This window comes from Pseudomonas sp. Irchel s3h17 (assembly GCF_900187505.1).
Lineage (GTDB): Bacteria > Pseudomonadota > Gammaproteobacteria > Pseudomonadales > Pseudomonadaceae > Aquipseudomonas.
Genome location: NZ_FYDL01000005.1, coordinates 240803 through 265363, shown reverse-complemented (window position 1 = coordinate 265363; position 24561 = coordinate 240803). Strand labels below are relative to the sequence as shown.

The following is a 24561-nucleotide window of genomic DNA, read 5'->3' as shown; positions in this document are numbered from 1 at the left end:
GATCAATCTTCCTTGTCTTCGAGTAAACGGCCGGTAGTGGCATCAAGGTCCAGCTCGCGCACCACGCCTTCGGGGGTGAGCAGTTCAACTTCATAGATGTAGAGGCCGCGTTTCTCCTCAAGCTCCGCTTCCAGCAGCTTGGCGCCGGGGTAGCGGTCCAGCGCCTGCTGCAACAGCTGCTCCAGCGGCAGGATCACGCCCTGCTGACGCAGGCTCAAGGCTTCGTCCTGATCCAGGTCACGCGCCACGCCCACCGAGCAGAAAAACACCAGCGCCAGGGCCGTCAGGCCATAAGCGCGCAGATTAACCTTCATTACGTATCCTGATGATCCTTGAGTACTTGCCCACTGACGGCGTCCAATTCCAGGTCCCATTCGATGCCTTGCCGGTCGCGCAACTCGATCTGGTAGAGGTACTTGCCATAGGCCTCTTCCAGCTCGGTTTCCTGCACGCTTGACCCCGGATGCAAGGCCAGGGCCGTGGCGTTGAGTGTTTCGAAAGATTGAATGGTACCAGCGTCGCGCAGTCTCAGGGCTTCATCCGGCCCCAGGTCGCGGGCGTGAGCAAGGCTGGCGGTCAGGCTGACGAGGGCGGCGGCGAACGCTGCGGTCAGGGTTTTCATGGAGCGTCTCCGAGTCAGTATGGGCATCAGCCTAACCCTGTGAACTTAATTGAACCTGAATCGCCATCGTCGATGGTCGTAACACGCTGTCCCGCCACACAGGCATATAATCCCCTACTCGCCAGTACAGAGGCCGGCATGACCGCTATCCACATCAAATTCCCGGCACTGACCCTCAAGGCAGGCCTACGGGCCTTCGCCCGGATTCGCCAGGACGGCTTGCAGGCGCACGATGTCGGCACCCTGCCCGGTGCCGCCGGAGGGCCCAAGGCCCAAGGCCCTGGGCATCCAGGGCCTGGACCTGGCGCTGTTCGGCGAATGGCTGCCGGCCGCGCCCCGCGAGCGCTCGTTGATCGGCGCGTCGGTAGGCTCCTGGCGCTTCGCCAGTGCCTGCCTGCCGGACGCCGCCGAAGGCATCAGGCGCCTGGGCGAGTTGTACAACGCCCAACGTTTCGCCAAGGGCGTGAGCATGGCGCAGATCAGCCAGAGCTCCCGGCGCATGCTCGATGACCTGCTCGACGGTCGCGATGCCTTGCTGCTGGACAACCCCTTCTATCGGTTGAACATCATGGTGGTGAAAAGTCATGGCCTGCTGGCCGATGACCATCGCGGCCGGCTCGGGCTGGGCCTGTCCTCGGTGATCGCCGACAACCTGCGCGGCCGCTCGCGCCTGTCTCGACATTTCGAACGACTGATCGTCCATGACCCACGCCTGGCACCACCGCTCAACGCGCTCGACGACTTCCCCTCGCGCTTTGTGCCGCTGAACGCCGGCAACCTGCGCCAGGCACTGCTCGCCTCGGGCTCGATCCCGATGGTCATGGAAGGCGTGCGTGACCTGCCAGGCGCCGGTGCCGGCACTTTCCGTGACGGCGGCTTGCTCGATTACCACCTCGACCTGCCCTACAGCGGCACCGACATCGTGCTCTACCCGCACTTCACCGACCGGGTCATTCCCGGCTGGTTCGATAAAACGCTGCCCTGGCGTCGGGCCTGCCCTGCACGCTTGCAGGATGTCCTGTTGCTGGCACCGTCCAGGCAATACCTGTCGCGCCTGCCCTACGGCAAGCTGCCTGACAGGAACGATTTCAAACGCTTCATGGGCGATCCGACCGGCCGCCAGCACTACTGGAAGACCGCCATGGACGAGAGCCGGCGCCTGGGCGACGAATTCCTCGAACTGTGCGCCAGTGGACGCCTGGGCGACCGTCTGTTGACCCTTTAGTCAGTGTTTTCCCGCAAGCGTTATTTCAAGCTGTTAAACTCGCGGCCTGCCCCATCGCCGCGGGCGATAGCCACCTGACAGAGCTCAAACCACCGTGGAAATTTTCAAAGAGTTTACGTTCGAATCCGCCCACCGCCTGCCCCATGTGCCGGAAGGCCACAAATGCGGTCGCCTGCACGGTCACTCGTTCAAGGTGGCGATTCACCTGAGTGGCGACCTCGACCCGCACACCGGCTGGATCCGTGATTTCTCCGAGATCAAGGCGATCTTCAAGCCGCTCTACGAGCGCCTGGACCACAATTACCTGAACGACATTCCCGGCCTGGAAAACCCGACCAGCGAAGTCCTGGCCAAATTCATCTGGAATGAAATGAAGCCCCTGCTGCCGGAACTCAGCGCGATTCGCATCCACGAGACCTGCACCAGCGGTTGCATCTACCACGGCGAGTAAGCCGGCGCGATCGAGAAAACCACCGAGACCGGTGGTTTTTTTATGCCTATGATTCAGGAACCGCCCGGCGCTATCGACCGACAAAAGGACTCGCCCATGCACATCATCAACGCCCGCCTGCGCAACCGTGAAGGCTTGCATGAACTGCACCTGGAAAACGGCCTGATCGCCAGCATTGCCCGCCAGACCGAGGCGCCGACCCTCGGCCCTGACGACCTCGACGCTGGCGGTAACCTGGTGGTGCCGCCCTTTGTCGAACCGCACATCCACCTCGACGCCACGCTGACGGCCGGTGAGCCGCGCTGGAACATGAGCGGCACCCTGTTCGAGGGCATTGAGCGCTGGGGCGAGCGTAAAGCGACCATCACTCTGGAGGACACCAAGAGCCGGGCGAAAAAAACCATCAACGCCCTCGCCGCCCACGGCATCCAGCATGTGCGCACCCACGTCGACGTCACCGATCCGCAACTGACCGCGCTCAAGGCGATGCTGGAAGTGCGCGAGGAAAGCCGGCACCTGATCGACCTGCAAATCGTCGCGTTCCCGCAGGAAGGTATCGAGTCCTTTCGCAACGGTCGTGAGCTGATGGAGGAAGCGATTGGCCTGGGCGCCGATGTGGTCGGCGGGATTCCCCATTTCGAGTACACCCGCGACCAGGGTGTCAGCTCGGTGAAGTTCCTGATGGACCTGGCCGAACGCACCGGCTGCCTGGTGGACGTGCATTGCGACGAAACCGACGATCCCCATTCGCGGTTCCTGGAAGTGTTGGCCGAAGAGGCTCGTAGCCGCGACATGGGCTCACGGGTAACCGCCAGCCACACCACGGCCATGGGCTCCTACGACAACGCCTACTGCGCCAAGCTGTTTCGCTTGCTCGGACACTCGGGGATCAGTTTTGTCTCCTGTCCGACCGAAAGCATTCACTTGCAAGGGCGTTTCGACACCTTCCCGAAACGCCGGGGCGTGACTCGGGTCAACGAATTGCTGGAGGCCGGCATGAACGTGTGCTTCGGTCAGGACTCCATCGTCGACCCCTGGTACCCACTGGGCAACGGCAACATCCTGCGGGTGCTCGAAGCCGGCCTGCACATCTGCCATATGCTCGGCTACCGCAACCTGCAAAGCGCCCTGGACCTGGTGACCGACAACAGCGCCAAGGCTATGGCCCTGGGTGAGCGCTACGGGCTGGAACCGGGACGCCCGGCGAACCTGCTGATCCTGTCGGCCGACAGCGATTACGAGGTGATTCGCAGCCAGGGCTTGCCCCTGTACTCCGTTCGCGCAGGCAAGGTGCTGATGAAACGGCAGATGCCGGTGGTAGAAATGACTGGCCCGGATTGATCAATATGCCCCCATCGCGAGCCGGCTCGCGATAGCGGTCTCACACCCGGCCCACCCTCCGCGCCACACCAAACAGCCTGACCCGGCTCAACACGCCGCCCTGTGCTTCCAGCAGAATCAGTGCCGTTCCGCCGGGCATCACCACCAGCACCTCCCCTGCATTCACCCAACCCACGCTCCAGGCTGCACAGGCCACGGCGCTGGCGCTGGTACCGGATGACGCAGTGGGGCCTTCGCCACGTTCGAACACCCGGGCGGCGAGGCGGTTTTCCGACTCGAGCATGGCCCATTGCAGGTTGACGCCCGCCCCACACGGCGCACCCGCCCCGACAGGTTGTGCGTAGGCGATGCGGGTCAGCTCATCCGCTAACGGGGGATGGTTCATCTGTTCATTACCCGGCAGCGCAGTCGCCCGGGCCACCAGCGTGACGCAATGCGGGTTGCCAATACGCACGAACTGACTGTGGTACCACTGCGGATCGAGCCGCGACAGCATCGGCACGTGACTCACCGCGTGCTGATCGAGCAACGCCCCCTCCACACCTCGAGCACCAACCGCCTGCGGCCCGAACGCCGGCTTGCCCAGGTCCAGCCAGAAGCCCTGCACACCCTCGACCGGAGCTGGCTCGACCGAGGTGGCGACAGGCGACGGCGTATCGTGCTGGTCGTGATGGACCTTGAGCACACAATGCCCCTGCGCCGGCATCAAGCCCTGCTCGGTCAGCGCCTGGGCGAAAATCGTCAGGCCGTTACCGCTGCGTTCCGCCAGTGTGCCGTCGGTATTGACGATCAGCAGGTCATACGGCGGCGCGGCCTGGAACGGGCCAACCAGCAACCCGTCCGAACGGTGCTGCTTGCCCCCGGCCGGTTGGGTACCGGGGGCCCACTGGCAGCACGCCTCGATCGCGGCCGCGGCCCAGAGCGCACGCTGTTGCGCCGCCTGGTGCGGGTCCACAGGCAACTCGACCCCGCGCCGGCGCAACTCAATCGGGCTGACAACCCCATAGACATTGCCGCGAGCATCAAAAAAACACGTCATCAATGGGCTCCTGTCCGAGGGCATGCGGCGAGTGGATCGGCAACGCCACCGGGCAAATCGGCGCGGCGTCGGCACCACGAAACTCAAGCGATGCGCCGATAAATGCAAGCGGATACACCTGGTCACGGGACTGGGCACCCAGGCCTGGACGCCAGGGTCGTCTGAGCCTCCGTGATGTGCAAGGATGTCGCCCTGTTTGCCGCGTGCCCCGAAATACCAAGGATTGCCCATGACTGCCCTCATCCCTCCCGCCCCGGTGCTACCCGGGCGTCTCGAACAGATGTCGACGCGCATCGCGTTTTTCATCGCCGGCATCGGCATCGCCGCCTGGGCACCGCTGGTGCCGTACGCCAAGGCGCGGGCCGGGCTGGATGAAGGCACGCTGGGCGTGCTGTTGCTGAGCCTGGGCGTGGGGTCGATCCTGGCGATGCCCATCGCCGGTGCGCTGGCCTCGCGCTTTGGCTGTCGGCGGGTACTCAGTGGCGGCACGCTGCTGATCTGCCTGGCGTTACCATTGCTGGCAACGGTGTCGACAGTGCCGCTGCTGATTGCCAGCTTGTTCCTGTTCGGCGCGGGGCTGGGCACGGTGGATTCGACGGTGAACCTGCAAGCGGTGATCGTCGAGCGGGCCAGCGGCAAAACCATGATGTCGGGTTTTCACGGACTGTTCAGCCTGGGCGGCATTGTCGGCGCGGCGGGTGTCAGCGCCCTGCTCGGCCTGGGCATGTCGCCACTCGGTGCGATGGCTGTGGTGATCGTGTTTGTGCTGGTATCACTGTTCAAGGCTGCGCCCCACTGGCTGCCCTATGGCAGCGACAGCTCGGGGCCGGCGTTTGCCATGCCCCACGGCGTGGTGCTGTTTATCGGCTGCCTGTGCTTCATCGTGTTTCTCGCCGAAGGCGCGGTGCTGGACTGGAGTGCGGTGTTCCTGACCGCCGAGCGCCATGTCGACAGCGCCTATGCCGGCCTGGGGTATGCCGCCTTTGCCCTGACCATGACCGCAGGGCGCCTGACCGGCGATGCCATCGTGCATAAAGTGGGGGCCAAACGGGTGATTGTGCTGGGCGGCCTGACGGCTGCAGCCGGGTTGTTGCTGGCCACGCTGGCGCCCGCCTGGCAAGCCGCGTTGATCGGGTACGCGCTGGTCGGGGCGGGGTGTTCGAACATCGTACCGGTGCTGTACACCGCCGTTGGCAAACAGAAGGTCATGCCGGAAAACATCGCCGTACCGGCCATCACCACCTTGGGCTACGCGGGCATTCTGGCGGGACCCGCGGTGATCGGCTTCATCGCCCACGGCAGCAGCCTGAGCGTGGCCTTCGGCCTGATTGCGCTGTTGCTGCTGGCCGTTGCGGCCAGTGGCAAGGTGTTGAAGGTCTGACAAGCGCACGAGCACTGTTTACGTAGCGAGGGAGCACGCGCCCTCGCCACAGGGGGCGTACCGGCGCTTGACTGAACAGCCTTGTCAGAACCCATCGCATGCATGTAATGCTCCGGGTCATCTACCGACGACACACTGAGATCGACCGCCTCGGATTCCATGGCACCCCGCCGGTCCTCACGCCGATAACCGTCCACCGCGATATTGCGGGCGGTCTGATGCAAATAGGCCCGCGGTTGCTGCACCGTCACCGAGTCGGATTCAAGCACCCGCACGAAGGTGTCGTGGGCCAGGTCCTCGGCTTGCTGGCGATTTCTCAACCGGCGCGTCCAGGTTCCGACCAACTCTTCGTAATGCTCGAAAAATCCGCTTGTGCGGGGCAGCTTGGGGGTCATCGCGGCGTGCTGTGGTGGCGAGGGCGTGAATAGTAATGCTTCCTATTAATGCCAGCAATGGAATCCCGTGACCGCTCATCCTGGTCATTCGGCAGCAGGATCCTTGTCGGCCAAACCGGTCACCCGGGAACACCGCGTAACCTGATGACCGGCCTCAAGTACACCTTTTACCGGTGACAGGCAGCCTGCTGGGCAACGTGCTAGATTCGCGCTTCAATCGGCACGACAAGGAGTGTTCACTGATGAAGTTCGGCTACCTGATCATCTACGTCCCCGACGTTAGCGCGTCGCTCGATTTTTTCTCCTCGGCCTTCGGGTTCGCCGTGCGCTTTGTCCATGAGTCAGGCACCTATGGCGAACTGGAAACCGGCGAGACCGCCCTGGCCTTCGCCGCCGATGAACTGGCCGCCATGAATTTCAGTACCGGCCACGTATCAGCCCACGCCAGCGCCCAACCACTGGGCATGGAAGTCGCCCTGGTCACCGACGACGTTCACGCGGCTCACGCCAGAGCGCTGGCCGCCGGCGCCCGCGAAATCGCCGAGCCTGCCAGCAAACCCTGGGGCCAGATCGTTTCCTACGTGCGCTGCCCGGATGGGACACTGGTGGAACTTTGCACGCCGGTCGCCTGACACACGCCACTGCCGCGGCTTCGCAAGGCTATGGGATACCAAGCGATGCTCATTGATCAGGCCTGGGGCATTTTGCGAAAGCCCACGGCCAGGCGGTTCCAGGCATTGATGGTGGTGATCGCGACGGTCAGGTCGACCATTTCCCGCGCATCGAACTCGGCGCTCAATTGTTCGTAGTCTTCATCCGGAGCATGGGTCTGGCTCAGCAGGGTCAGGGACTCGGTCCAGGCCAGGGCCGCGCGTTCACGGGGGGTGAAAAACGGCGTCTCACGCCAGGCGCTCACGCCGAACAGACGACGGGGTGTTTCACCACCCTTGATGGCATCCGCGGTGTGCATGTCGATGCAAAAGGCGCAGCCGTTGATTTGTGAGGCACGCAGTTTGACCAATTCGATCAGGGACTTTTCCAGCGGCAGTTTCGAGACCGCCCCTTCCAGGGTGATCATGGCTTTGAGGGCCTCCGGAGAAGCGGTGTAGAAGTCGATACGAGGTTGCATGGTCAGCTCCATAACAAGTGGGTGAGGCATACGTTAGCCCCGCTTGGGCCGACCACCAATGACCAATAGTTGCGAAGTCGAGGAAGCCAATTCGGCGCTTGCCGGAGGACCCCGGACGCCCTCGCCACAGGGCTTGTATGATCCCGTAGCGCCCGTCACTCGCTAGCTACGGTGACGCAGCCACTGCAAGAAGCCCTTTTTCACCGCAACCGCCGGCACTTCGCGGGTCAAGGTCTGCGCCGTTTGCAGGCGGAAGTCGAGCAAGGCCTTCATCGACTCATGGATGTCGTGGCGGGCGTCGAGGCAGGGTTTGAGGTACTCCTTCTCGATGCGGTACAGGGTGCAGTAGGTCTTGGCGTAGAAGTCCGCCGGCACCGAGTCGTCGGACAGGATCCCGGCTTCGCCGATCACCTCCCCCGGCCCCATGCGCCCGGCTTCGAACTGGTTGCCCGCCCGGCTCAGGGTCACCGAGACCACGCCCGACTCGATGATGAACAAATGATCGCTGACCTGGCCCGCGGGCAGGATCATCTCGCCCGCGCGGAAGGTGATCAGTTCCATGTTCTGGCTGAAGGTGTCCTTTTCGTCCTGGCGCAGGGTCGAGAAGATAGTCGAGCTTTCCAGCAACGCCCGGGGCCGCGACAGGTTCACCGGGGCATCGCTCTCGGCCGTCGACAACAGGCTGACGCCCGAGGCCTGCAAATGGCGGAATGCCAGGTCGAACAGCGCATTGCGTGCTTCACGCTTTTGCGCCATCGAACTGACGAAACCGCTGATCTCGTACTCCACGCCGCTGCTGCTGGCGCTTTTCAAGGCGACGCTCGGCACTGGCTGGCTGAGCAATGGCCGGCAACCCTGCATCGCCCGCTCCAGCGCCTCGATCACGGTTTGCGGCCGCGCATGGGGACTCAACTGCAAGCTGATGGCAATGCCGAAAATGTCACTGGGCCGGCTGAAGTTGATGATCTTGGCCTTGGCCGCCAGCGAGTTGGGAATCACCGCCATGCTGCCCTGGGCGGTTTGCAGGCGCGTGGCGCGCCAGTCGATGTCGATGACCCGGCCTTCGGTGCCGTCAATGGAAATCCAGTCATCGAGTTGATAGGGTTTGGTGGTGTTGAGCACGATGCCGGAAAACACGTCGCTGAGGGTGCTTTGCAAGGCCAGGCCGACGATGATTGCCACCGCACCGGACGTCGCCAGCACGCCCTTGACCGGCAGATCGAGGACATAGGCCAGCGCGGCAATGATCGCGATCAGGAAAATCACCGCCCCCAGCAGGTCCTGCAACAGCCGGCCGGTGTGCCCTACCCGCTGCATCATCACCGCACCGATCAGCACGGTCAGGGTGCGCGCCGCGAACAGCCACCAGGCGATCTGCAAACCGGTCGCCGCCAGGTGCAGCGGCACGTTCTCCGGCCAGGGCGCCGCCTGCATCGGGTTCAGCCCCTCATTGAACAGCACCGCGCTGAACAACAAGAACATCAGCAGCCGCACCAACAGCTTCCATTGACTGCCGCTGCTGCTGATCACGCGCCACAGCAACAGGTCGAGCAGCATCAGCGCCAAGGCGGCGTAAAGGGGATGGTCGGTGAGCAGTGACAGCATCGAGCAACTCCAGCGAAGGCCGATGAACGGAAGATCACACACATTGGCCACAGTGTAGGAGCAATTGTTTTTGCGAGATAAACGCCGTCTGCAAAACGCTGAAAAACCGATGTGGGAGATACCGTCTTGATCACATGGCAACTCTCATCAGGCGCGAGGATGTCGAACACATGCCTTGTTGCTCGCGCTGGGCTGCACAGCAGCCCCTAAGCCGGTCACCGAGGTTTATCTGAAAGCCTGCAATCGTCTTGTTGGGGGCGCTTCGCTCCCCAGCGCGAGCAAGCTCGCTCGCCACGGGGCAGCGGGGGTAGCCATTCCATTAGTTGATGGGTGGTGTACACAGAGGCTGTGTACACCACCGGACCCGGCTTACTTGCCGGAGGTCAAGGTGTTGTAGCTGGTGATCAGGTTGCGGTAGTCAGGAATGTGGTTGGAGAACAAGGTCCCCAAGCCTTCGATGTCGTTGCGCCAGTCGCGGTGCAGCTCACAGGCCAGGCCGAACCAGGTCATCAGTTGGGCGCCGGAGGACGACATGCGATCCCAGGCCGATTGACGGGTCAGTTCGTTGAAGGTACCGGAGGCATCCGTGACCACGAACACCTCAAACCCTTCGGCCAGGGCCGAGAGTGCCGGGAAGGCCACGCACACTTCAGTCACCACACCGGCAATGATCAGTTGCTTCTTGCCGGTGGCCTTGATGGCCTTGACGAAGTCTTCGTTATCCCAGGCATTGATCTGGCCAGGGCGAGCGATGTACGGCGCCTCGGGGAACATTGCCTTGAGCTCGGGTACCAACGGGCCGTTGGGGCCGGTTTCAAAGCTGGTGGTCAGGATAGTCGGCAGTTTGAAGTACTTGGCCAGGTCGGCCAGCGCCAGCACGTTGTTCTTGAAACGATCCGGTTCGATGTCGCGTACCAGCGACAGCAGGCCCGCCTGATGATCAACCAACAGAACGGCAGCGTTATCCTTGTCCAGACGCTTGTAAGAAGTAGTCATTGCAGTAGTCCTCGCGTGTTATCGATGCCGAGTGAATGTCGGCGTGGGGGTGCCCGGTTAGCGCTGGGAGTCCAGCACTTCGTGTTCGTTCGCCACTTGTTGAGCCTTGATGTAGCTCTCGATCAGCAATTGATAATGCGGCATGGCCTGGGCGTAGACAGCAGCCCACTGCTCGGCATCTGGACGGTTCCATGAGCCTTGCAGCTCAGATAGCGTAGCCATGATGTCGATCGGCACCACCCCGGCTTGTGCCAAACGGGCAATGGTCAGATCAGTGGCCAGTTTCGAGTGGTTACCGGAAGCGTCGACCACCGCAAACACCTTGTAGCCCTCATGCACCGCCGCAATCGACGGGAACGCCAGGCAAACGCTGGTCAAGGTGCCCGCGATGACCAGGGTTTTCTTGCCGGTGGCTTCGACCGCCGCGCGGAATTCAGGATTGTCCCAGGCGTTGATTTCACCTTTGCGCGCCACGTACCGGGCGTGCGGTGCCTCTTGATGAATTTCCGGAATCAATGGTCCGTTCGGCCCCTGCGGTACGGAAGCGGTGGTGATCACCGGCATCTTCAGCAAAGTCGCGGCCTTGGCCAGGGCAATGGCGTTGGCACGCAGTTGCGGCACGTCCATGTCCTTGACGATCTGGAACAGGCCGCTCTGGTGGTCGATCAACAGCAGCGCGCTGTCGTTGGGGTCGATGGTCGGTTTCAGGCCGTTGAAGTTGGCCGCGTTGTGGGTGCTCATGTGCGTTTCCTCTTTCGTTTAGGCAACAGCCCTCCCTGGCCCGGGAACCGGCCTACGCATCCTGTGTAGAGCGGGTGGTTGAACGGGTACGGCTTAACCGTGCATCTGGCCGAAGCGACCGGACTGGAAGTCGGCGAACGCCTGGTGAATCTCCTGCTCGGTGTTCATCACGAACGGGCCGTGACCGACGAACGGCTCGTCGATCGGCTCACCGCTGAGCAGCAGCACCACCGCGTCGTTGTTGTTGGCTTCCAGGCTCAACTGGTCGCCATTGCGTTCGAACAGCGCCAGTTGCCCTTCGCGCACCAGTTCCAGGCCATTGACCTGAACCGTGCCGCGCAGTACCACCAGGGCGGTATTGCGACCTTCGTGCAGGTCCAGGTTGAGCAACTTGCCGGCATTCAGGCGGATGTCCCAGACATCGATCGGGGTGAAGGTGCGCGCCGGCCCCTTGTGACCGTCGAACTCACCGGCAATCAGACGCAGGCTGCCGGCCTTGTTATTCAGGGCGATGCTCGGGATATCGCCATCGAGGAGGGTCTGGTAGCCGGCCTCGGCCATTTTGTCCTTGGCGGGCAGGTTGACCCACAACTGGACCATTTCCAGGGTGCCGCCCGTCTTGGCGAATGCCTCGGAGTGGTACTCCTCGTGCAGGATCCCGGACGCCGCGGTCATCCACTGCACATCGCCAGGGCCGATCTTGCCGCCGCTGCCGGTGGAATCGCGGTGCTCCAGTTCGCCCTTGTAGACGATCGTCACGGTTTCAAACCCGCGGTGCGGATGCTGACCCACGCCGCGTCGTGCGGTGGTCGGGGTGAATTCAGCAGGGCCGGCATGGTCGAGCAACAGAAACGGGCTGATGTGTTTGCCCAGGCTGTCGTAGGAAAACAGCGTGCGGACCGGAAAGCCGTCGCCCACCCAGTGCGCCCTTGGGCTGGTGTAGATACCGATGATGTTTTTCATGGTGCCTCCGAATGTGGGGTGAGTCAGAACATGGACAAAGCTTAAATCCGACACCTTTGATCCGGTAGACTGCAAAAATCACCCTTAGCGTTCTATTTGGAGAACGATAGTGGAAGACCTGAACACCCTGTACTACTTCACCCAAGTGGTCGAACACGGCGGTTTCGCCGCAGCGGGACGGGCGCTGGACATGCCCAAGTCGAAACTCAGCCGACGTATTGCCCAGCTCGAGGAACGCCTCGGGGTGCGTTTGATCCACCGTACCAGCCGGCACTGCTCGCTCACTGAAATCGGTCAGGCCTACTACCAGCGCTGCCTGGCGATGCGTGTCGAAGCCGAAAGCGCCGCCGAACTGATCGAACGCAATCGCTCCGAACCCCAGGGATTGGTGCGCATCAGTTGCCCGACGGCACTGCTCAACTCCTGGGTCGGGCCGATGCTGACGCGCTACATGCTCAAGTACCCGCTGGTGGAGCTGTTCATCGAGAGCACCAACCGCCGCGTGGACTTGATCCACGAAGGCTTCGACATTGCTCTACGGGTGCGTTTCCCGCCGCTGGAAAACACCGACCTGGTGATGAAAGTATTGGGCAACAGCACCCAATGCCTGGTGGGTGCCCCGGCCTTTGTCGAACGCTTGTCGACCCCCGCCTCACCCGCGGACCTGAGCGGATTGCCGAGCCTGCATTGGGGCGCCGCACAACGGGAGTACCAATGGGAGCTGTTCGGCCCGGACGCCGCCAGCGCAGTGATCCGCCATCATCCCAGGTTGGTGACCGACGACCTGATTGCCTTGCGCACCGCCGTGCTGGCGGGATTGGGTGTCGCCCACCTGCCGGCCGTCGTGGTGCGCGACGATCTTGCTGCGGGGCGTCTGGTGGAGTTGGTGCCGGGCTGGGCCCCCAAGAGCGGGATCGTCCACGCCATCTTCCCTTCGCGCCGCGGCCTGCTGCCGTCGGTGCGCACGCTGATCGACTTCCTGGGTGAGGAGTTCAGCCAGAGCGATATTGCTTAGGGGCAGCGGCAAGTAGCTTGTAGCTGAGCGCCTAACGCTTGAGATACCGATCCAGCCGCTGCATGGCGTCGTGCAACCCTTGCACGGCCTGGTTCAGGGAGTGGCTGTCGTGCTCGCTGCACGCGGCCTCCAACTGCTCGCACCAGAGAATCAGGCGCTGAGCCTTGATCATTCGCGCCCCCCCTTTGATCCGATGGGCCAGATCCCGCAAACCGATGCGGTCACTGTCGGCATGCAACGCCTGCAGACGCACCCGGTCCTCGGCATTGCTGGCCACCAGGTCGGCCAGCAGATGATCGATCAGGTGACGATCATCCCCGGCCAGCTGTTCAAGGCCGCTCAGGTCCATCTCGACGTTTGGACCCGCGGGTGTTTCGACCGGCACCGGCGCACTGGCCCTGATCGGTGCTCCTGTCAGCCCGGCATTCAGGTCCTTGAGGCTGATGGGCTTGAACAGGCAATCGTCCATCCCGGCTTCCCGGCAGCGGATCTTTTCTTCGTGCTGGGCGTTGGCGGTGAAGCCAAGGATCAGGCAGGGCTTCAATCCGTGGAATCGTTCCTCCTCACGGATCGCCCTCGCCAGTTCATAGCCGCTGAGCACCGGCATGTTGCAATCGGTGATGACCACGTCGTACACATGCTCACGCCAGTAACCGAGCCCCTCCTCCCCGTCCCTGGCGTCCTGTACCCGATGCCCCAAATGGCTCAATTGCTGCGCCAGCAGCAGACGGTTGGCCGCGTAGTCATCCACCACCAACACCTGCAACGAACGCCCCGGTTCGAGCGCAGCAGCCGCTGCTGGCGGCACCTCGGCCAACGGTTGCAAGGCCGGTACATCAAGCTGGATTTCGACCCGGGTACCCGCGCCCAGCACACTGTTGAGCTGCAGCTGCCCCCCCATCATCTCGCACAGCGAGCGACTGATGACCAGGCCCAGTCCCGAACCGCTGCGACCATCCTGAGGGGTATTGGCTGCCTGGACAAAAGGGCTGAACAAGCGCTGTTGATCAGCGTTGCTGATACCGATCCCGGTGTCTTCGATCAGCAGCCTGACGGCCACATGCCCCTGAACCGTACCGGGCTCGACCTGCAACGTCAGGCGAATGTGTCCAGCGCGAGTGAACTTGATGGCGTTGCTCAGCAGATTGGAGAGGATCTGTTTGAAGCGCATGGGGTCGATCAGCACGTCGCGCTGGCTGTGCACGTCCAGGTCAACCAGCCACTGCAGGTTCTTTTGCCGTGCCAGGCCCTCGAATACCTTGCTCACCGACTCGACCAGTTCCCTCAGGTTGGCCCGCTCCGGGGCCAGGGACAAATGCCCGGACTCAATCCGCGAGATGTCCAGAATATCGCCGATCAGCTCCAGCAGTTGTTGCGCCGCACTGGACGCGACTTCAATCGCGAAACGGTCGGTCACGCCCTGTTGCGCCCGGGTCATCGCCAGTTCCAGCATGCCAATCAGCGCATTCATGGGGGTGCGGATTTCATGGCTCATGGTGGCCAGAAACGTGGTCTTGGCCCGGTTGGCATCGTCAGCGGCATCCTTGGCCTGCTGCACTTGTTGCAGCAGTTGCTGGCGATTGCGAATCTGATTGCGCTGGTAACCGATCCAGGCCAACGCCAGCAATAACAGCAGGCCTGCCGCGACGAATCCCTGAATGATGGAAGTGCGGTGTCGTGACCAGTAGCTGCCGTCGACAGGCACTTCGTTGCGCCAGCGACTGGCCAGCTCGTCCAGCTCCTGCGGGGGAATGCTCAACAGGGCTTTGTTCAGGATGGAGTAGAGCTCACGCTCGCCACGGTTGGTCGCAAAACTGATGTGGGTCGGTTCAGTGCCCACGGTACTGGCGACTTGCAGGGTGTCACGGTACTGCCGGGCAATGATGTAACGCGCACTGATCAACGATGGCAGCGCGGCATCGGCCTCCCTGTTCGCCACCATGGCCATCGCCTGGGCAGGACTGTCGACTTCGATGAAACGCACATCCCGCGCATGGGCGCGAATGAGTTCACGCAACGCATTGCGGCCGACCACTGCCACGCGTTTACCCGCCAGATCATCCAGGGTCACCGGAGCCTTGTTGCCGATGGCACAGACCAGCACAAAGGGGTTGATCAGGTACGGTCGGGTGAAGCGTATCTCGGCCTGGCGCTCGAGGCTGGGGGTGATCACGGCCATCAGGTCGATCTCGCCACGCTTCAACTGGTCAATCTGCTGGTTCAGCGACTCGCCACGCACCGGCTCGATACGCAACCCCGTGCGCAGGCTGATCCGGTCCAATACCTCGGCGCTGAGTCCAGTGAACCGGCCGTGTTCGTCCTCGAACGACAAGGGCGCAAAGTTGCGCATGAAACCGACCCTGACCCGTGGATGTTGATCCAGCCAGCGCTGCTCGCGGGAGCTCAGTTGCACCCGCTGGGTGTTAATGAAACTGCTGCCAGAGCTCCAGCGGCGCAGGATAGTCGTGCGCTCCTGCTCTGGAATCGCCGCCAGCGCTGCATCGATGATGCCCTGCAAGCGGACGTTGTCGGCACTGACCGCAAAGCCGAACGGGTTGACCTCCATCCGGGCGAACTGGGCCAGTTGCACATTGCTCAGGTAGTCGTTGTTGATCAGGTAGCTGGCACTGATGGAGTCGCCCAGGTAAGCATCCGCGCCCCCGAAGGCCACAGCCCCCATGGCGCTCAGGGTCGAGCGGTACAACTCCAGCCGGACATCGGGGTAAGCGGCCTGGACGGTCTCTGGCCGCAAATAGTGATCCAGCATCGCCACCCGCAGGTTGCCCGGATCAGCAGACAAACGTGCGCTGTCGCCCACCCGCGTGACCAGAATGGGCGCGTCCTCGGCATAGGCGCGTGACATCAACAATTGCGAGTCGGCGGCTTCGAATCCGTTGGCCGCCCCCAGCAGGTCGATCTCGCCCTGCTTCAACGCGTCAATCACTGCCTCGCGCGAGTCATAACGCGCCACTTCTACCTTGATGTGCAGTAATTGGGCGATCAGACCGGCAAAGTCAGCGGTGATGCCCTCAAAGTACTGGTCGTTGATGGTGTTTTCGAACGGTGGGTAGTCCGGTGCCGAGGCGCCGAGGCGCAAGCGGCCTTTCTCCCTCAGCCAGCGCCAATCCGCTTCATCCAGGTTGACCCGGTAACCCTCGACACTCGATCGCCCCTGCAGCCGCAGGGGTTCCGGCGTGACGCCAAGGCAGCTCAGCGCCCAACACAGGCTGACTCCTGTCAACACGACCCGCCAGGCGCGCGTGCTCACGGGCAGTCAAAGCAGATGGTTGCGTTGGGCGAAATCCCGTAGATGAACCAGGGACTGCACGTTGAGCTTTTCGATCAAGCGGGTTTTGTAGGTGCTGACGGTCTTGTGACTCAGGTGCATGCGCTCGGCAATTTCCTTGTTGCTGGAGCCACGGGCCAGGTGCTGGAAAATGGTCAACTCGCGGTCGGAGAGCCTGTCGATCATTTTCTGCTCGTCCATCTGTAGCAGGCTCTGGTTCACCGAACTGGTCTCCAGCCGGGGGAAATAGGTATAGCCAGACATCAGCGCCTTGACGGCCTTACACAGTTCATCCAGGTCGTTGGACTTTTCGACAAAACCCATGGCCCCGCCCCGCATGCAACGCTCGACATAAAACCTCGGCTCATGGGAGGTGAAGACCACGACGCGCGAGGGCAAGCGCTCGCGCTGCAGACGAGCAAGAAACTCCAGTCCGCTGAGCCCGGGCATCTGCAGGTCCAGCACCACCAGGCTGGGCGAATGCTCGCGAATCGTTTTCAGGGCATCAATGGCATTGGTTGCCTGCTCGACGGCCTGGAACAGCGGCTTGTTGTTAGCGTCCTTGAGTGCCCCAAGCACCATTTGCAGAGCAGCCCGAACAACCGGATGATCATCTGCGATCAACAGTGAACTCATGGCAACTCCTGTAAAAGTATCGCCCACGGCAAAAACATGGGCCGAATAGACACGGCCGCGCAATGACTATTGCACGGGAAAAGAGGAACGACTACCTGTCAGATATGACAGTTCAGACGAACGGCACTACGTCACCTGGAGGTTTTCAGGCGCGCAAACCACCCTGGTGCCAGGGTTGAGGGCGTTCGGAAAGGGGGATGGGCAGATCCACACGGCTCATCAAGCCCTCGAGGGTTTCCTGGTCTGGAACCCGGTCCTGGCTGATCCGCACGTTACCCGGCTGCGCGACAAACAACGCTGGCAGCCCGGCCTGCTGGGCATCGTAGATCAGTGCATGACGAATCTGCTGGTTGTCCTGGCAGAATGCCAGGGGATCCAGCCCGGTGCCGGTCGTCAGGGTGGCATTGATGATCACCAGGTCAAAGGGCTCACACCCGTACTCGACGACACTGAGCAGCTCATCGAGTGACTGCACGGGAGCAATCCGGTAGTAACCGAACTGATTCAGGCGGCGCTCGATTTTCATACGATGAAAATGCTCTTCATCGGCAATCAGGATACGTAAGGCTTTATTCGGCATAGTTGATCAACTCTGCAATAACAATGCGGCCAGTCTGCACTCAGCCATTTCGAGATAGTGTGAGACTAAGGGCAGCAGCGCAGGGTTTATGTAGGACTATTCTGAAAGGAACAGTTCCATTTCCATTTAACTTTTTTTCTGCGGGACCGATGACACCTGCAGCCAGCGCAGCAGGTCAGGGCCGCTCATGGGTCGGGCAAACAGATAACCCTGCCCCTGGCGGCAGTTCAATGCCAGCAGTTGCTGGCGCTGCGCTTCGGTTTCAATGCCCTCGATCACCACCGACATGCCCAATGCCTCGCCCAGCGCCAGGGTGCTGCCGATCACGGCGCGGCAACGTGGCTCGTCGTCCAGCGTGCGGACAAACTCACCGTCCAACTTGATTTCGTTGAATGGCAACTGGCACAGGCGCTGCAACGATGAAAAGCCGGCACCGAAGTCATCGATGGACAAGCGGCTGCCCATCATGCGCAGGCGCACCAGGCTTTCAATACTGGCGGCCGGCGCCTCCAGCAAGCCGCTCTCGGTCAGCTCGAACGTCAGGCAGCTGCCGGGGGTATCGTGCACCGCAAGAATGCCCTTGATGGTAGAAACCAGCTCGGGATTGGCCAACTGCATGGCGTGCAGGTTGAAGGCAATATTGAGTGTAGCGCCCTGCTCATGCACGGGCCGCAGCAAGGTCAGGGCCTGGTCGATTTGGCTGAACAGCAACTCATCCAGCAGCCCGAAGCGCTCCAGCACGGGCATGAACACCGCTGGCGACAAGGTCCCGCGAAAGGGGTGAAGCCAGCGGGCCAATACTTCCACGCCGCAGACTTCGCCGGTCAGCAGATTGAACTTGGGCTGGTAGAACGGTTGCAATTGCCCTTCTCGCAAGGCACTACGTACCTCGCTTTCACTGGCAGGCTCAGGCATGGGCGGCGCAATCACGTCGTCTCGAGGCCCCGTCAGGTGTTTTTCCAGCAACAGTCCCAGCGCTTGCGCGTGCAAGGGCTTACCGACATCTCCCAACAGCCTGAGCCCCGACAGCGAAACAATCTGGCGGACGGCACGACGCAAATCGGCTGACAACGAACTGCTGATGATGATCGACCCGACCAGCCCCGAACGTCCCGCGCGCTGAAAGAACTCCAGGCCGTCCATGCCGTCCATGCACAGGTCGCACAGGGCAATATCGACCGCGCCGACCGTTTGCAGCACGGCCAGCGCCTGAGCCCCGTCGGCGGCCTGGAACACTTCCTCGCACCCCAGTTGCTGGAGCGTCTTGACCGCCACAGCTCGCACAAAGGCATGATCCTCAAGCACCAGCACCCTGATCGGCAGTATCATTTTGGCGGCCCGCATCGTAGAAAGGTGACGCAATTATCCCGGTATGCCTGCCAAAACTATTTAGGAAACGTCCTAAAGCTTGTAGGAAATTTCCCAAGTACGTCGATTGCAAGAGCAACTGCCCGCGCGCCACTTGACACCCTCTCAGCCAGCCCGCTGCTCAAGTGTATCGGCCAGCCGCTCCATGGCCTGTTGCAACGCATCCACCGCCGCCGTCAGTTGCTCGCCATCTACCCCTTCGCAAGCACTCTCGAGGCGTTCGCAACATTGAATCAGCCCCTGGGCCTTGATGATCCGTGCCCCGCCTTTTACCCGATGAGCCAGCTCCGCAAGCCCCGAAACATCGTGCCGGGTAAACAGACTGAGGAGCCGCGACATGTCTTCTTCATTGCTGCTGGCCAGGTCCCCCAGCAGGCTCTTGATCAACGCCTCGTCGCCGCGGGTCAGTTGCTCGAGACTGGTGAGGTCGATGGTATCTGCCGGCGCGCGGCGCTCCTCTTCAGTCGGGACCGGCACGGTGTCCGGTGCAACACTCATCAGGCGCGCACTCAAATCACGCAGGCTGATGGGTTTGAACAGACAACCGTCCATGCCGGCTTCGCTACAGCGTTGTTTCTCCTCCGGTTGTGCGTTGGCGGTAAACCCCAGAATCAGCCCCGGTGTAATGCCCCGGGTGCGCTCCTCGCCGCGAATCGCCCGCGCGAGTTCATAGCCATTCATGACGGGCATGTTGCAGTCGGTGATGACCACGTCGAAATGCTGACTGCGCCAGGCCCGCAGGCCGTGGGCACCGTCCTGCGCCTCCTTGACCCGGTGCCCCAGGTACGTCAGCTGCTGTGAGACCAGCAGGCGATTGGCCGGGTAGTCATCGATGACCAGAATGTTCAACATCTGGCCTTGGGGGGAGGCCTGGCTCTTGGCCTGAACGCTTCGGGCCAAGGGTTCCAGGACGGGCAGCACCAACGTCACTTCAATCTGCGTGCCCTGCCCCAACACACTGGACAGCTCCAGCGTCCCCCCCATCATTTCGCACAAGGTGCGACTGATCATCAACCCCAGGCCGGAGCCGCTGCGAGCCGATTGAAGGTTGTTACTGGCCTGGCTGAACGGACTGAACAGCCGCTGCTGGTCCGCCTCGCATATCCCGCTGCCCGAATCCTCGATACGCACCACCACCCGCAGGCCTTGCCCATCGTCAACGGGTTCGCCTCTCACACTCAGGCGCACCTGGCCCTCTGCCGTGAATTTGATGGCGTTGCTCAACAGATTGGACACGACTTGCTTGAAACGCAGCGGGTCGATCAACACATCCTGGTTGGCGGCGGCATCCACCTCCAGGTGCACGTGCAGTTGTTTCTGTCGGGCCAGCCCGTCGAAAATCCTTGCCGCCGACTCCACCAGCGAGCGCAGGTTGGCACGCTCAGGCGCCAGCGACAGATGGCCCGATTCGATACGGGAGATGTCCAGAATATCGCCGATCAGCTCCAGCAATCCCCGCGCAGCCCCCGATGCCACCTCGATGGCGAAACGATCCATGACCCCTTGATCGGCTTTTTTCATCGCCAACTCAAGCATGCCGATCACCGCGTTCATCGGCGTGCGGATCTCGTGGCTCATGGTGGCCAGGAACGTGGTCTTGGCACGGTTGGCCTCGTCGGCTGCATCCTTGGCTTCACGCAATTGCTCCAGTAGCTGCTGGCGCTCACTGACGTCGATCCAGCCACCGATCATGCCGCTGACATGCCCGTCGCTGCCGCGATACGGCAACATCCAGTGATAAATCGTGCGCACGTCGTGTTCAGACAGGGTCAATTGGCGGTCCCGCACACGCGGCAGTCCCTCCTCCATCACCTGCAGGTACTCCTGGTGAAAAGCCCTGGCTTCGACCACGTTCTTGAGCTGGCCGGTAATCACCGTCTGGCCGATCACCGCCTCGCGCTCAACCCCGAACACTTCCAGATAACCGTTGTTGCAGGCCATCATGCGCCCTTGCCGATCCCGCACATAGATCGGATGCGGCGTGCCATCGATCAATACACGCATGAACTCCAACTGATCGTTGAGCGCACGCTCGACCTGCTCGCGCTTGCGCATCAACACCCGCAGGTAGCCAATCCAGCCCAGCGCCACCAGCAACAACAACCCGGCAATGGAAAACCCCTGGATGATCGTCGATCGGTAACGCAACCAATAGCTGTCATCAACCACCGCCCCACTGCGCCAGCGATTGGTCAGTTCGTCCATCTCCTCCGGCGGGATACTGAACATCGCCTTGTCGAGGATCGAGAACAACTCTGGCGAGTCGCGAGCCGTGGCAAAGGCCATATGGGCCGACGAAGTGCCCACTGTGCTGGTGATCTGCAACTGATCGCGAAATTGCCGGGAAATCATGTAACGCGCACTGATCAGCGAACTGACCGTCGCATCGGCCTCGCCACTGGCAACCATGTTCATGGCTATCTGGGCATTGTCCGCGATCAGCACGCGAATGCCGGGATAGCGCTCGGCAACCATGTCCTTGATAGCGCTGCCGCGGGTCAGCACCAGTCGCCGACCGTTCATGTCGTCCAGGGTCGCCGGGGCGTCGGCGAAGGTCCGGTTCACCAGTACATAGGGCGTGTTCAGGTAAGGACGGGTGAAACGCAACGCGTGTTCGCGCTCGAGACTGGGGGTCAGGGAAACCAGCACGTCCGCTTGCTTCGATTCGATCCGCTCGATGAGTTCGGGCACCGAAAAGCCTTGTTGAATATCGAATTTCAAGCCCGTACGCAGCGTCAGCCGGGCCAGCACATCGGCCGCAACCCCTCGGAACTCGCCTTCGCGACTGAAGAACGACAGGGGCACAAAACTGCCATCCACCGCCACTCGCACCCGGGGGTGGGCGTTGAGCCAACGCTGCTCGCTGGCAGTGAAATGCACCCGATTTCTTCCTGAGAGGCTGGCACCGCCGGCATTCCAGCGACGCAGGATATTCAGCCGCTCGTCCGTGGGAATGGCTGCCAGCGCAGCATTGATGATTCGCCTAAGACGCTGGTCGTCGCGCCTCAAGGCGAAGGAAAAATCGTTGACTTCCATGCGCGAGAAATCAACCAACTGGACGTTGTTCAGGTAGTTTTTGAGAATCAGGTAATTCGCACCGATGGCATCACCGATGTACACGTCTGCCTGGCCAAACGCGACCGCACCGATAGCGCTCAGGGTCGATGGATACAGTTGCAGGCGGGCCTTGGGATAGAAGGCCTGCACCTGTGCCGGAGGCAGGTAGTAATAGACCATCGCCAGGCGCTTGTCCGCCAGGTCCGCCGTGACATCCTGTGTCTCGTCGGTGCGGCTGACCAGCGTTGGCTGGTCATCGGCATAGGCGCTGGACAGTACCAGTTGCGGATCTTCGGCCTCGAAATCGTTGGAGGTCCCGAGAAAATCGATCTGCTGCGTTTTCAGCGCCTTGATCACTTCTTCACGGGAGCCGTAGCCCTGTACCTTGATGTCAACCTGCAGTAGCTGACCGAGCAACTGCGCGTAGTCAGCGCTCAGGCCTTCGTAGTCATTGCCATTGTTGGTAATACCGAACGGTGGGTACTCCGGGGCCGAGGCGCCCAGCACCAGCGTTCCCTTACTGCGTAACCAGAGCCAGTCACTGTCGTCGAGCACAACGTGATAGCCGTCGACACTGGAGCGCCCCACCAGGTTGTAGGCTTGCGGTCCGGCCCGCAACATACCGGCCGACAGCGACAAGAGCACAAACACGGCAACCGGCAGACACTTTCGAAGGGAGGGCATCTAGATCAGGTTATTACGTTTGGCGAAGTCGGCCAGGTAGACCACCGACTTGACGTTGAGCTTCTCGATCAATCGGGTTTTGTAGGTGCTGATGGTCTTGTTGCTGAGCAACATGGCGTCGCCGATCTGCTTGTTGCTCAGGCCGTTCGACAGTTGCTGCAAAATGGTCAGTTCGCGGTCGGTCAGACTCTGGATCAACTCAAGATCGGTGGCCTGGATATCGCTGCGACGGACCGAACTGCAGGACAGGTTCGGGAAAAAGCTGTAGCCATCCATGATCGCCGAGATGGCCCTGCGCAGTTCGTCCGCATCCTCGGTCTTGGAGATATAGCCCGCGGCGCCCGCCTTCATGCAGCGCATGGCGTAAAGCTGCGGCGCCTGTGACGTCAACACGAGAATCTTGCCGGGCAGGCGCAGTGCGCTGATCCGGCTGATGACCTCCAGGCCGTCCAGCTTGGGCATGGCGATGTCGAGGATTATCAGATCCGGAGTGTGCTCGCGAGCCAGTTGCACGGCATCGGCGCCGTTATCCGCCTCGGCGACCACCTTGAAATGCACCTGCTCCAGCAGCATCCTGACTGAAGAACGAATGAACGGATGATCGTCCACAACCATCGCTTTATACATACAAACCTCTGTAAAACTGGCCGGAACAGACCAAAAGGGAAAGCGTTCCTGGCTGAAAACCGCCCATCATGCATGAACTCGAAGTACCTTCCTAAGCGCAGTGTAGGAAGTTTCCCGATTTTTTCAGTGAGTCCGTCGCTCCCGCCCCGATGCCCAAGTGCGACCCGCTGACCATCGCTCAAAGGCCTGGCAGGTCATGGGCCGTGCCAGAAAGTAGCCTTGACCGGTCTGACAGCCCATCGCGATCAGGGCGTCACAGATACCCCGGCTACTGACCCCTTCGATGACCAGGTCCATCCCCAATGAGCGCCCCAGCGCCAAGGTGCTGGCAATGATTGCCCGGTTGTGGGGTTCCAGGGGCCTCTGCACGCACCCACCGTCCAGTTTGATCTGGCTGAACGGCAGATGGCATAGCTGCTTGAGCGAAGAGAAACCCGAGCCAAAATCATCGATCGCCAAGCCGCAGCCCAGGCCACGCAATTGCAACAGGTTGTGCTCGACGCTCGCCGGTAAATCGAGCAAGCCATTTTCGGCCAGCTCGAACGTTAAGGAAGCACCTGGAAGCTGATGATGTTGCAAGGCTCGCCGGACATGCTCGATCAACTCAGCACTGGCCAATTGAGAAGCATGCAGGTTGAACGCCAGTTCCAGCGCCCGGCCTTGAGCACGCAAGGTCTTGACCAGGCTCAAGCCTTGATCGAACAGTTGCTTGAACATATCGTCGATCAGGTCGTACGCCAGCACGGCCGCCAGGAAATCATTGGGTAGCAGCACCCCTCGCGAAGGGTGTTCCCAGCGCGCCAATGCTTCGGCCCCGACCAGGGCGCCACCGTTCAACATCACCTTGGGTTGATACCAGGCGCGAAACTGACCCCGGTCCAGGCCGTGCCTGACCTCCGATTCGCTGGGCAGTGCCGGTTCCGTCCGCCGTGCAGACAAGGGCATCCGTCGGCCGTGGCGATAGCGATGCAACACCGCCTGCAGCTCCCGCAACAGCATGGTTTGCCCCAGCACGCCGAGCATTTCCAGGCCGGACAGCGAAACCATTTGCCCGACGGCACGGTGCAGCTCCAATGGCAGCTCACCGTACAAGGCCACCGCGCGGACCCGGCCCGAGGCACTGGCGCCATGCAGGAACTCCAAACGCTCCAGCGCCCGGTTGCTCACATCACACAAGGCCAGGTCCACACCGTCCGCCTCATGGAGCCGCACCCATGCCTGTTCCGCCGTGCAGGCGTGCAAGACCTCGCCCACCCCCAGCCGATGTAGCATGTGGGTGAGTGTGTCACGCTGAAATCCCTGATTGTCCAGCACCAGCACCCGGGGAGTGTCCATAGGCCTCAAGTACATTGAAAATCGAATGTGCAGATACTGGCAATCTGAACCCTATTTGCAGGAAGGATCTGTCCTACAGAAACGT

At 61.6% G+C, this 24561-nt stretch carries 20 protein-coding genes and 2 pseudogenes; 6 read left to right on the top strand and 16 right to left on the bottom strand.

Annotated elements, in window-relative coordinates; genetic code table 11:
* Window positions 1-2: 2 nt before the first annotated feature.
* Window positions 3-314 (bottom strand): PepSY domain-containing protein, encoded by a 312-nt coding sequence (locus tag CKW25_RS09245; protein ID WP_095078869.1) that lies wholly within the window; start codon window positions 312-314, stop codon window positions 3-5.
* The gene (locus CKW25_RS09240; RefSeq protein WP_095078868.1) at window positions 314-622 is read right to left on the bottom strand and encodes a PepSY domain-containing protein; all 309 of its coding nucleotides are present in this window, start codon (window positions 620-622) and stop codon (window positions 314-316) included. The genes CKW25_RS09245 and CKW25_RS09240 overlap by 1 nt, the downstream gene beginning before the upstream one ends.
* A gap of 138 nt (window positions 623-760) precedes the next feature.
* Here CKW25_RS09240 and CKW25_RS09235 point away from each other — a divergent pair.
* The 3 genes and pseudogenes from CKW25_RS09235 to codA all read left to right on the top strand — a co-directional run bounded on the left by CKW25_RS09235 (window position 761) and on the right by codA (window position 3639).
* Window positions 761-1847, top strand: a pseudogene (locus CKW25_RS09235) (patatin-like phospholipase family protein).
* Between the two features lie 94 nt (window positions 1848-1941).
* Window positions 1942-2298 carry a 6-carboxytetrahydropterin synthase QueD gene (gene queD / locus CKW25_RS09230; protein WP_095078867.1) on the top strand — a complete coding sequence of 119 codons (357 nt, stop codon included), beginning with the start codon at window positions 1942-1944 and terminating at the stop codon, window positions 2296-2298.
* 96 nt (window positions 2299-2394) lie between these two features.
* Window positions 2395-3639 (top strand): cytosine deaminase, encoded by a 1245-nt coding sequence (gene codA, locus CKW25_RS09225; protein ID WP_095078866.1) that lies wholly within the window; start codon window positions 2395-2397, stop codon window positions 3637-3639.
* 40 nt (window positions 3640-3679) lie between these two features.
* Here codA and CKW25_RS09220 read toward each other — a convergent pair whose 3' ends face one another.
* Window positions 3680-4678 (bottom strand): diaminopimelate epimerase, encoded by a 999-nt coding sequence (locus CKW25_RS09220; RefSeq protein ID WP_095078865.1) that lies wholly within the window; start codon window positions 4676-4678, stop codon window positions 3680-3682.
* Window positions 4679-4907: 229 nt separating this feature from the next.
* Between CKW25_RS09220 and CKW25_RS09210 the strand changes: the two genes are divergently transcribed.
* Window positions 4908-6059, top strand: a complete 1152-nt coding sequence (locus CKW25_RS09210; protein WP_095078863.1) for an MFS transporter — start codon at window positions 4908-4910, stop codon at window positions 6057-6059.
* 47 nt (window positions 6060-6106) lie between these two features.
* On the opposite strand, the pseudogene CKW25_RS09205 reads toward CKW25_RS09210, so the two are convergent.
* A pseudogene (locus CKW25_RS09205) lies at window positions 6107-6454 on the bottom strand (sigma factor); the annotation flags it as partial.
* A gap of 242 nt (window positions 6455-6696) precedes the next feature.
* Between CKW25_RS09205 and CKW25_RS09200 the strand changes: the two are divergent.
* The gene (locus CKW25_RS09200; RefSeq protein ID WP_095078862.1) at window positions 6697-7086 is read left to right on the top strand and encodes a VOC family protein; all 390 of its coding nucleotides are present in this window, start codon (window positions 6697-6699) and stop codon (window positions 7084-7086) included.
* A gap of 56 nt (window positions 7087-7142) precedes the next feature.
* On the opposite strand, the gene CKW25_RS09195 is transcribed toward CKW25_RS09200, so the two are convergent.
* The 5 genes from CKW25_RS09195 to CKW25_RS09175 all read right to left on the bottom strand — a co-directional run bounded on the left by CKW25_RS09195 (window position 7143) and on the right by CKW25_RS09175 (window position 11888).
* Window positions 7143-7583 (bottom strand): carboxymuconolactone decarboxylase family protein, encoded by a 441-nt coding sequence (locus CKW25_RS09195; protein WP_095078861.1) that lies wholly within the window; start codon window positions 7581-7583, stop codon window positions 7143-7145.
* Window positions 7584-7745: 162 nt separating this feature from the next.
* Window positions 7746-9188: a mechanosensitive ion channel family protein gene (locus CKW25_RS09190; protein WP_095078860.1), complete on the bottom strand. Its 1443-nt coding sequence runs from the start codon at window positions 9186-9188 to the stop codon at window positions 7746-7748.
* Window positions 9189-9557: 369 nt separating this feature from the next.
* Window positions 9558-10184 carry an isochorismate family cysteine hydrolase YcaC gene (gene ycaC, locus CKW25_RS09185; RefSeq protein WP_095078859.1) on the bottom strand — a complete coding sequence of 209 codons (627 nt, stop codon included), beginning with the start codon at window positions 10182-10184 and terminating at the stop codon, window positions 9558-9560.
* A 57-nt stretch (window positions 10185-10241) separates the two neighbouring features.
* On the bottom strand, window positions 10242-10925 hold the full coding sequence (locus CKW25_RS09180) for an isochorismatase family protein (protein WP_095078858.1): 684 nt from the start codon (window positions 10923-10925) through the stop codon (window positions 10242-10244).
* A gap of 93 nt (window positions 10926-11018) precedes the next feature.
* The gene (locus CKW25_RS09175) at window positions 11019-11888 is read right to left on the bottom strand and encodes a pirin family protein (RefSeq protein WP_095078857.1); all 870 of its coding nucleotides are present in this window, start codon (window positions 11886-11888) and stop codon (window positions 11019-11021) included.
* 106 nt (window positions 11889-11994) lie between these two features.
* On the opposite strand from CKW25_RS09175, the gene CKW25_RS09170 reads away from it, so the two are divergent.
* Window positions 11995-12903: a LysR family transcriptional regulator gene (locus tag CKW25_RS09170; RefSeq protein ID WP_095078856.1), complete on the top strand. Its 909-nt coding sequence runs from the start codon at window positions 11995-11997 to the stop codon at window positions 12901-12903.
* Between the two features lie 31 nt (window positions 12904-12934).
* Here CKW25_RS09170 and CKW25_RS09165 read toward each other — a convergent pair whose 3' ends face one another.
* From CKW25_RS09165 to CKW25_RS09135, 7 genes are all read right to left on the bottom strand, one after another.
* A complete protein-coding gene (locus CKW25_RS09165; protein WP_256577950.1) occupies window positions 12935-16147 on the bottom strand; it encodes a transporter substrate-binding domain-containing protein in 3213 nt (1070 codons plus the stop codon).
* A 30-nt stretch (window positions 16148-16177) separates the two neighbouring features.
* Window positions 16178-16825: a response regulator transcription factor gene (locus CKW25_RS09160; RefSeq protein ID WP_095078854.1), complete on the bottom strand. Its 648-nt coding sequence runs from the start codon at window positions 16823-16825 to the stop codon at window positions 16178-16180.
* 145 nt (window positions 16826-16970) lie between these two features.
* A complete protein-coding gene (locus CKW25_RS09155; RefSeq protein WP_095078853.1) occupies window positions 16971-17405 on the bottom strand; it encodes a response regulator in 435 nt (144 codons plus the stop codon).
* A gap of 126 nt (window positions 17406-17531) precedes the next feature.
* Entirely contained in the window at window positions 17532-18734 is a 1203-nt protein-coding gene (locus CKW25_RS09150; protein ID WP_095078952.1) for an EAL domain-containing protein, read from the bottom strand.
* Between the two features lie 144 nt (window positions 18735-18878).
* Complete coding sequence (locus CKW25_RS09145) at window positions 18879-22514, bottom strand: transporter substrate-binding domain-containing protein (RefSeq protein ID WP_095078852.1); 3636 nt, start codon at window positions 22512-22514, stop codon at window positions 18879-18881.
* Window positions 22515-23141 (bottom strand): response regulator transcription factor, encoded by a 627-nt coding sequence (locus CKW25_RS09140; RefSeq protein ID WP_095078851.1) that lies wholly within the window; start codon window positions 23139-23141, stop codon window positions 22515-22517.
* 123 nt (window positions 23142-23264) lie between these two features.
* Entirely contained in the window at window positions 23265-24476 is a 1212-nt protein-coding gene (locus tag CKW25_RS09135) for an EAL domain-containing protein (RefSeq protein ID WP_256577948.1), read from the bottom strand.
* Window positions 24477-24561: the final 85 nt, after the last annotated feature.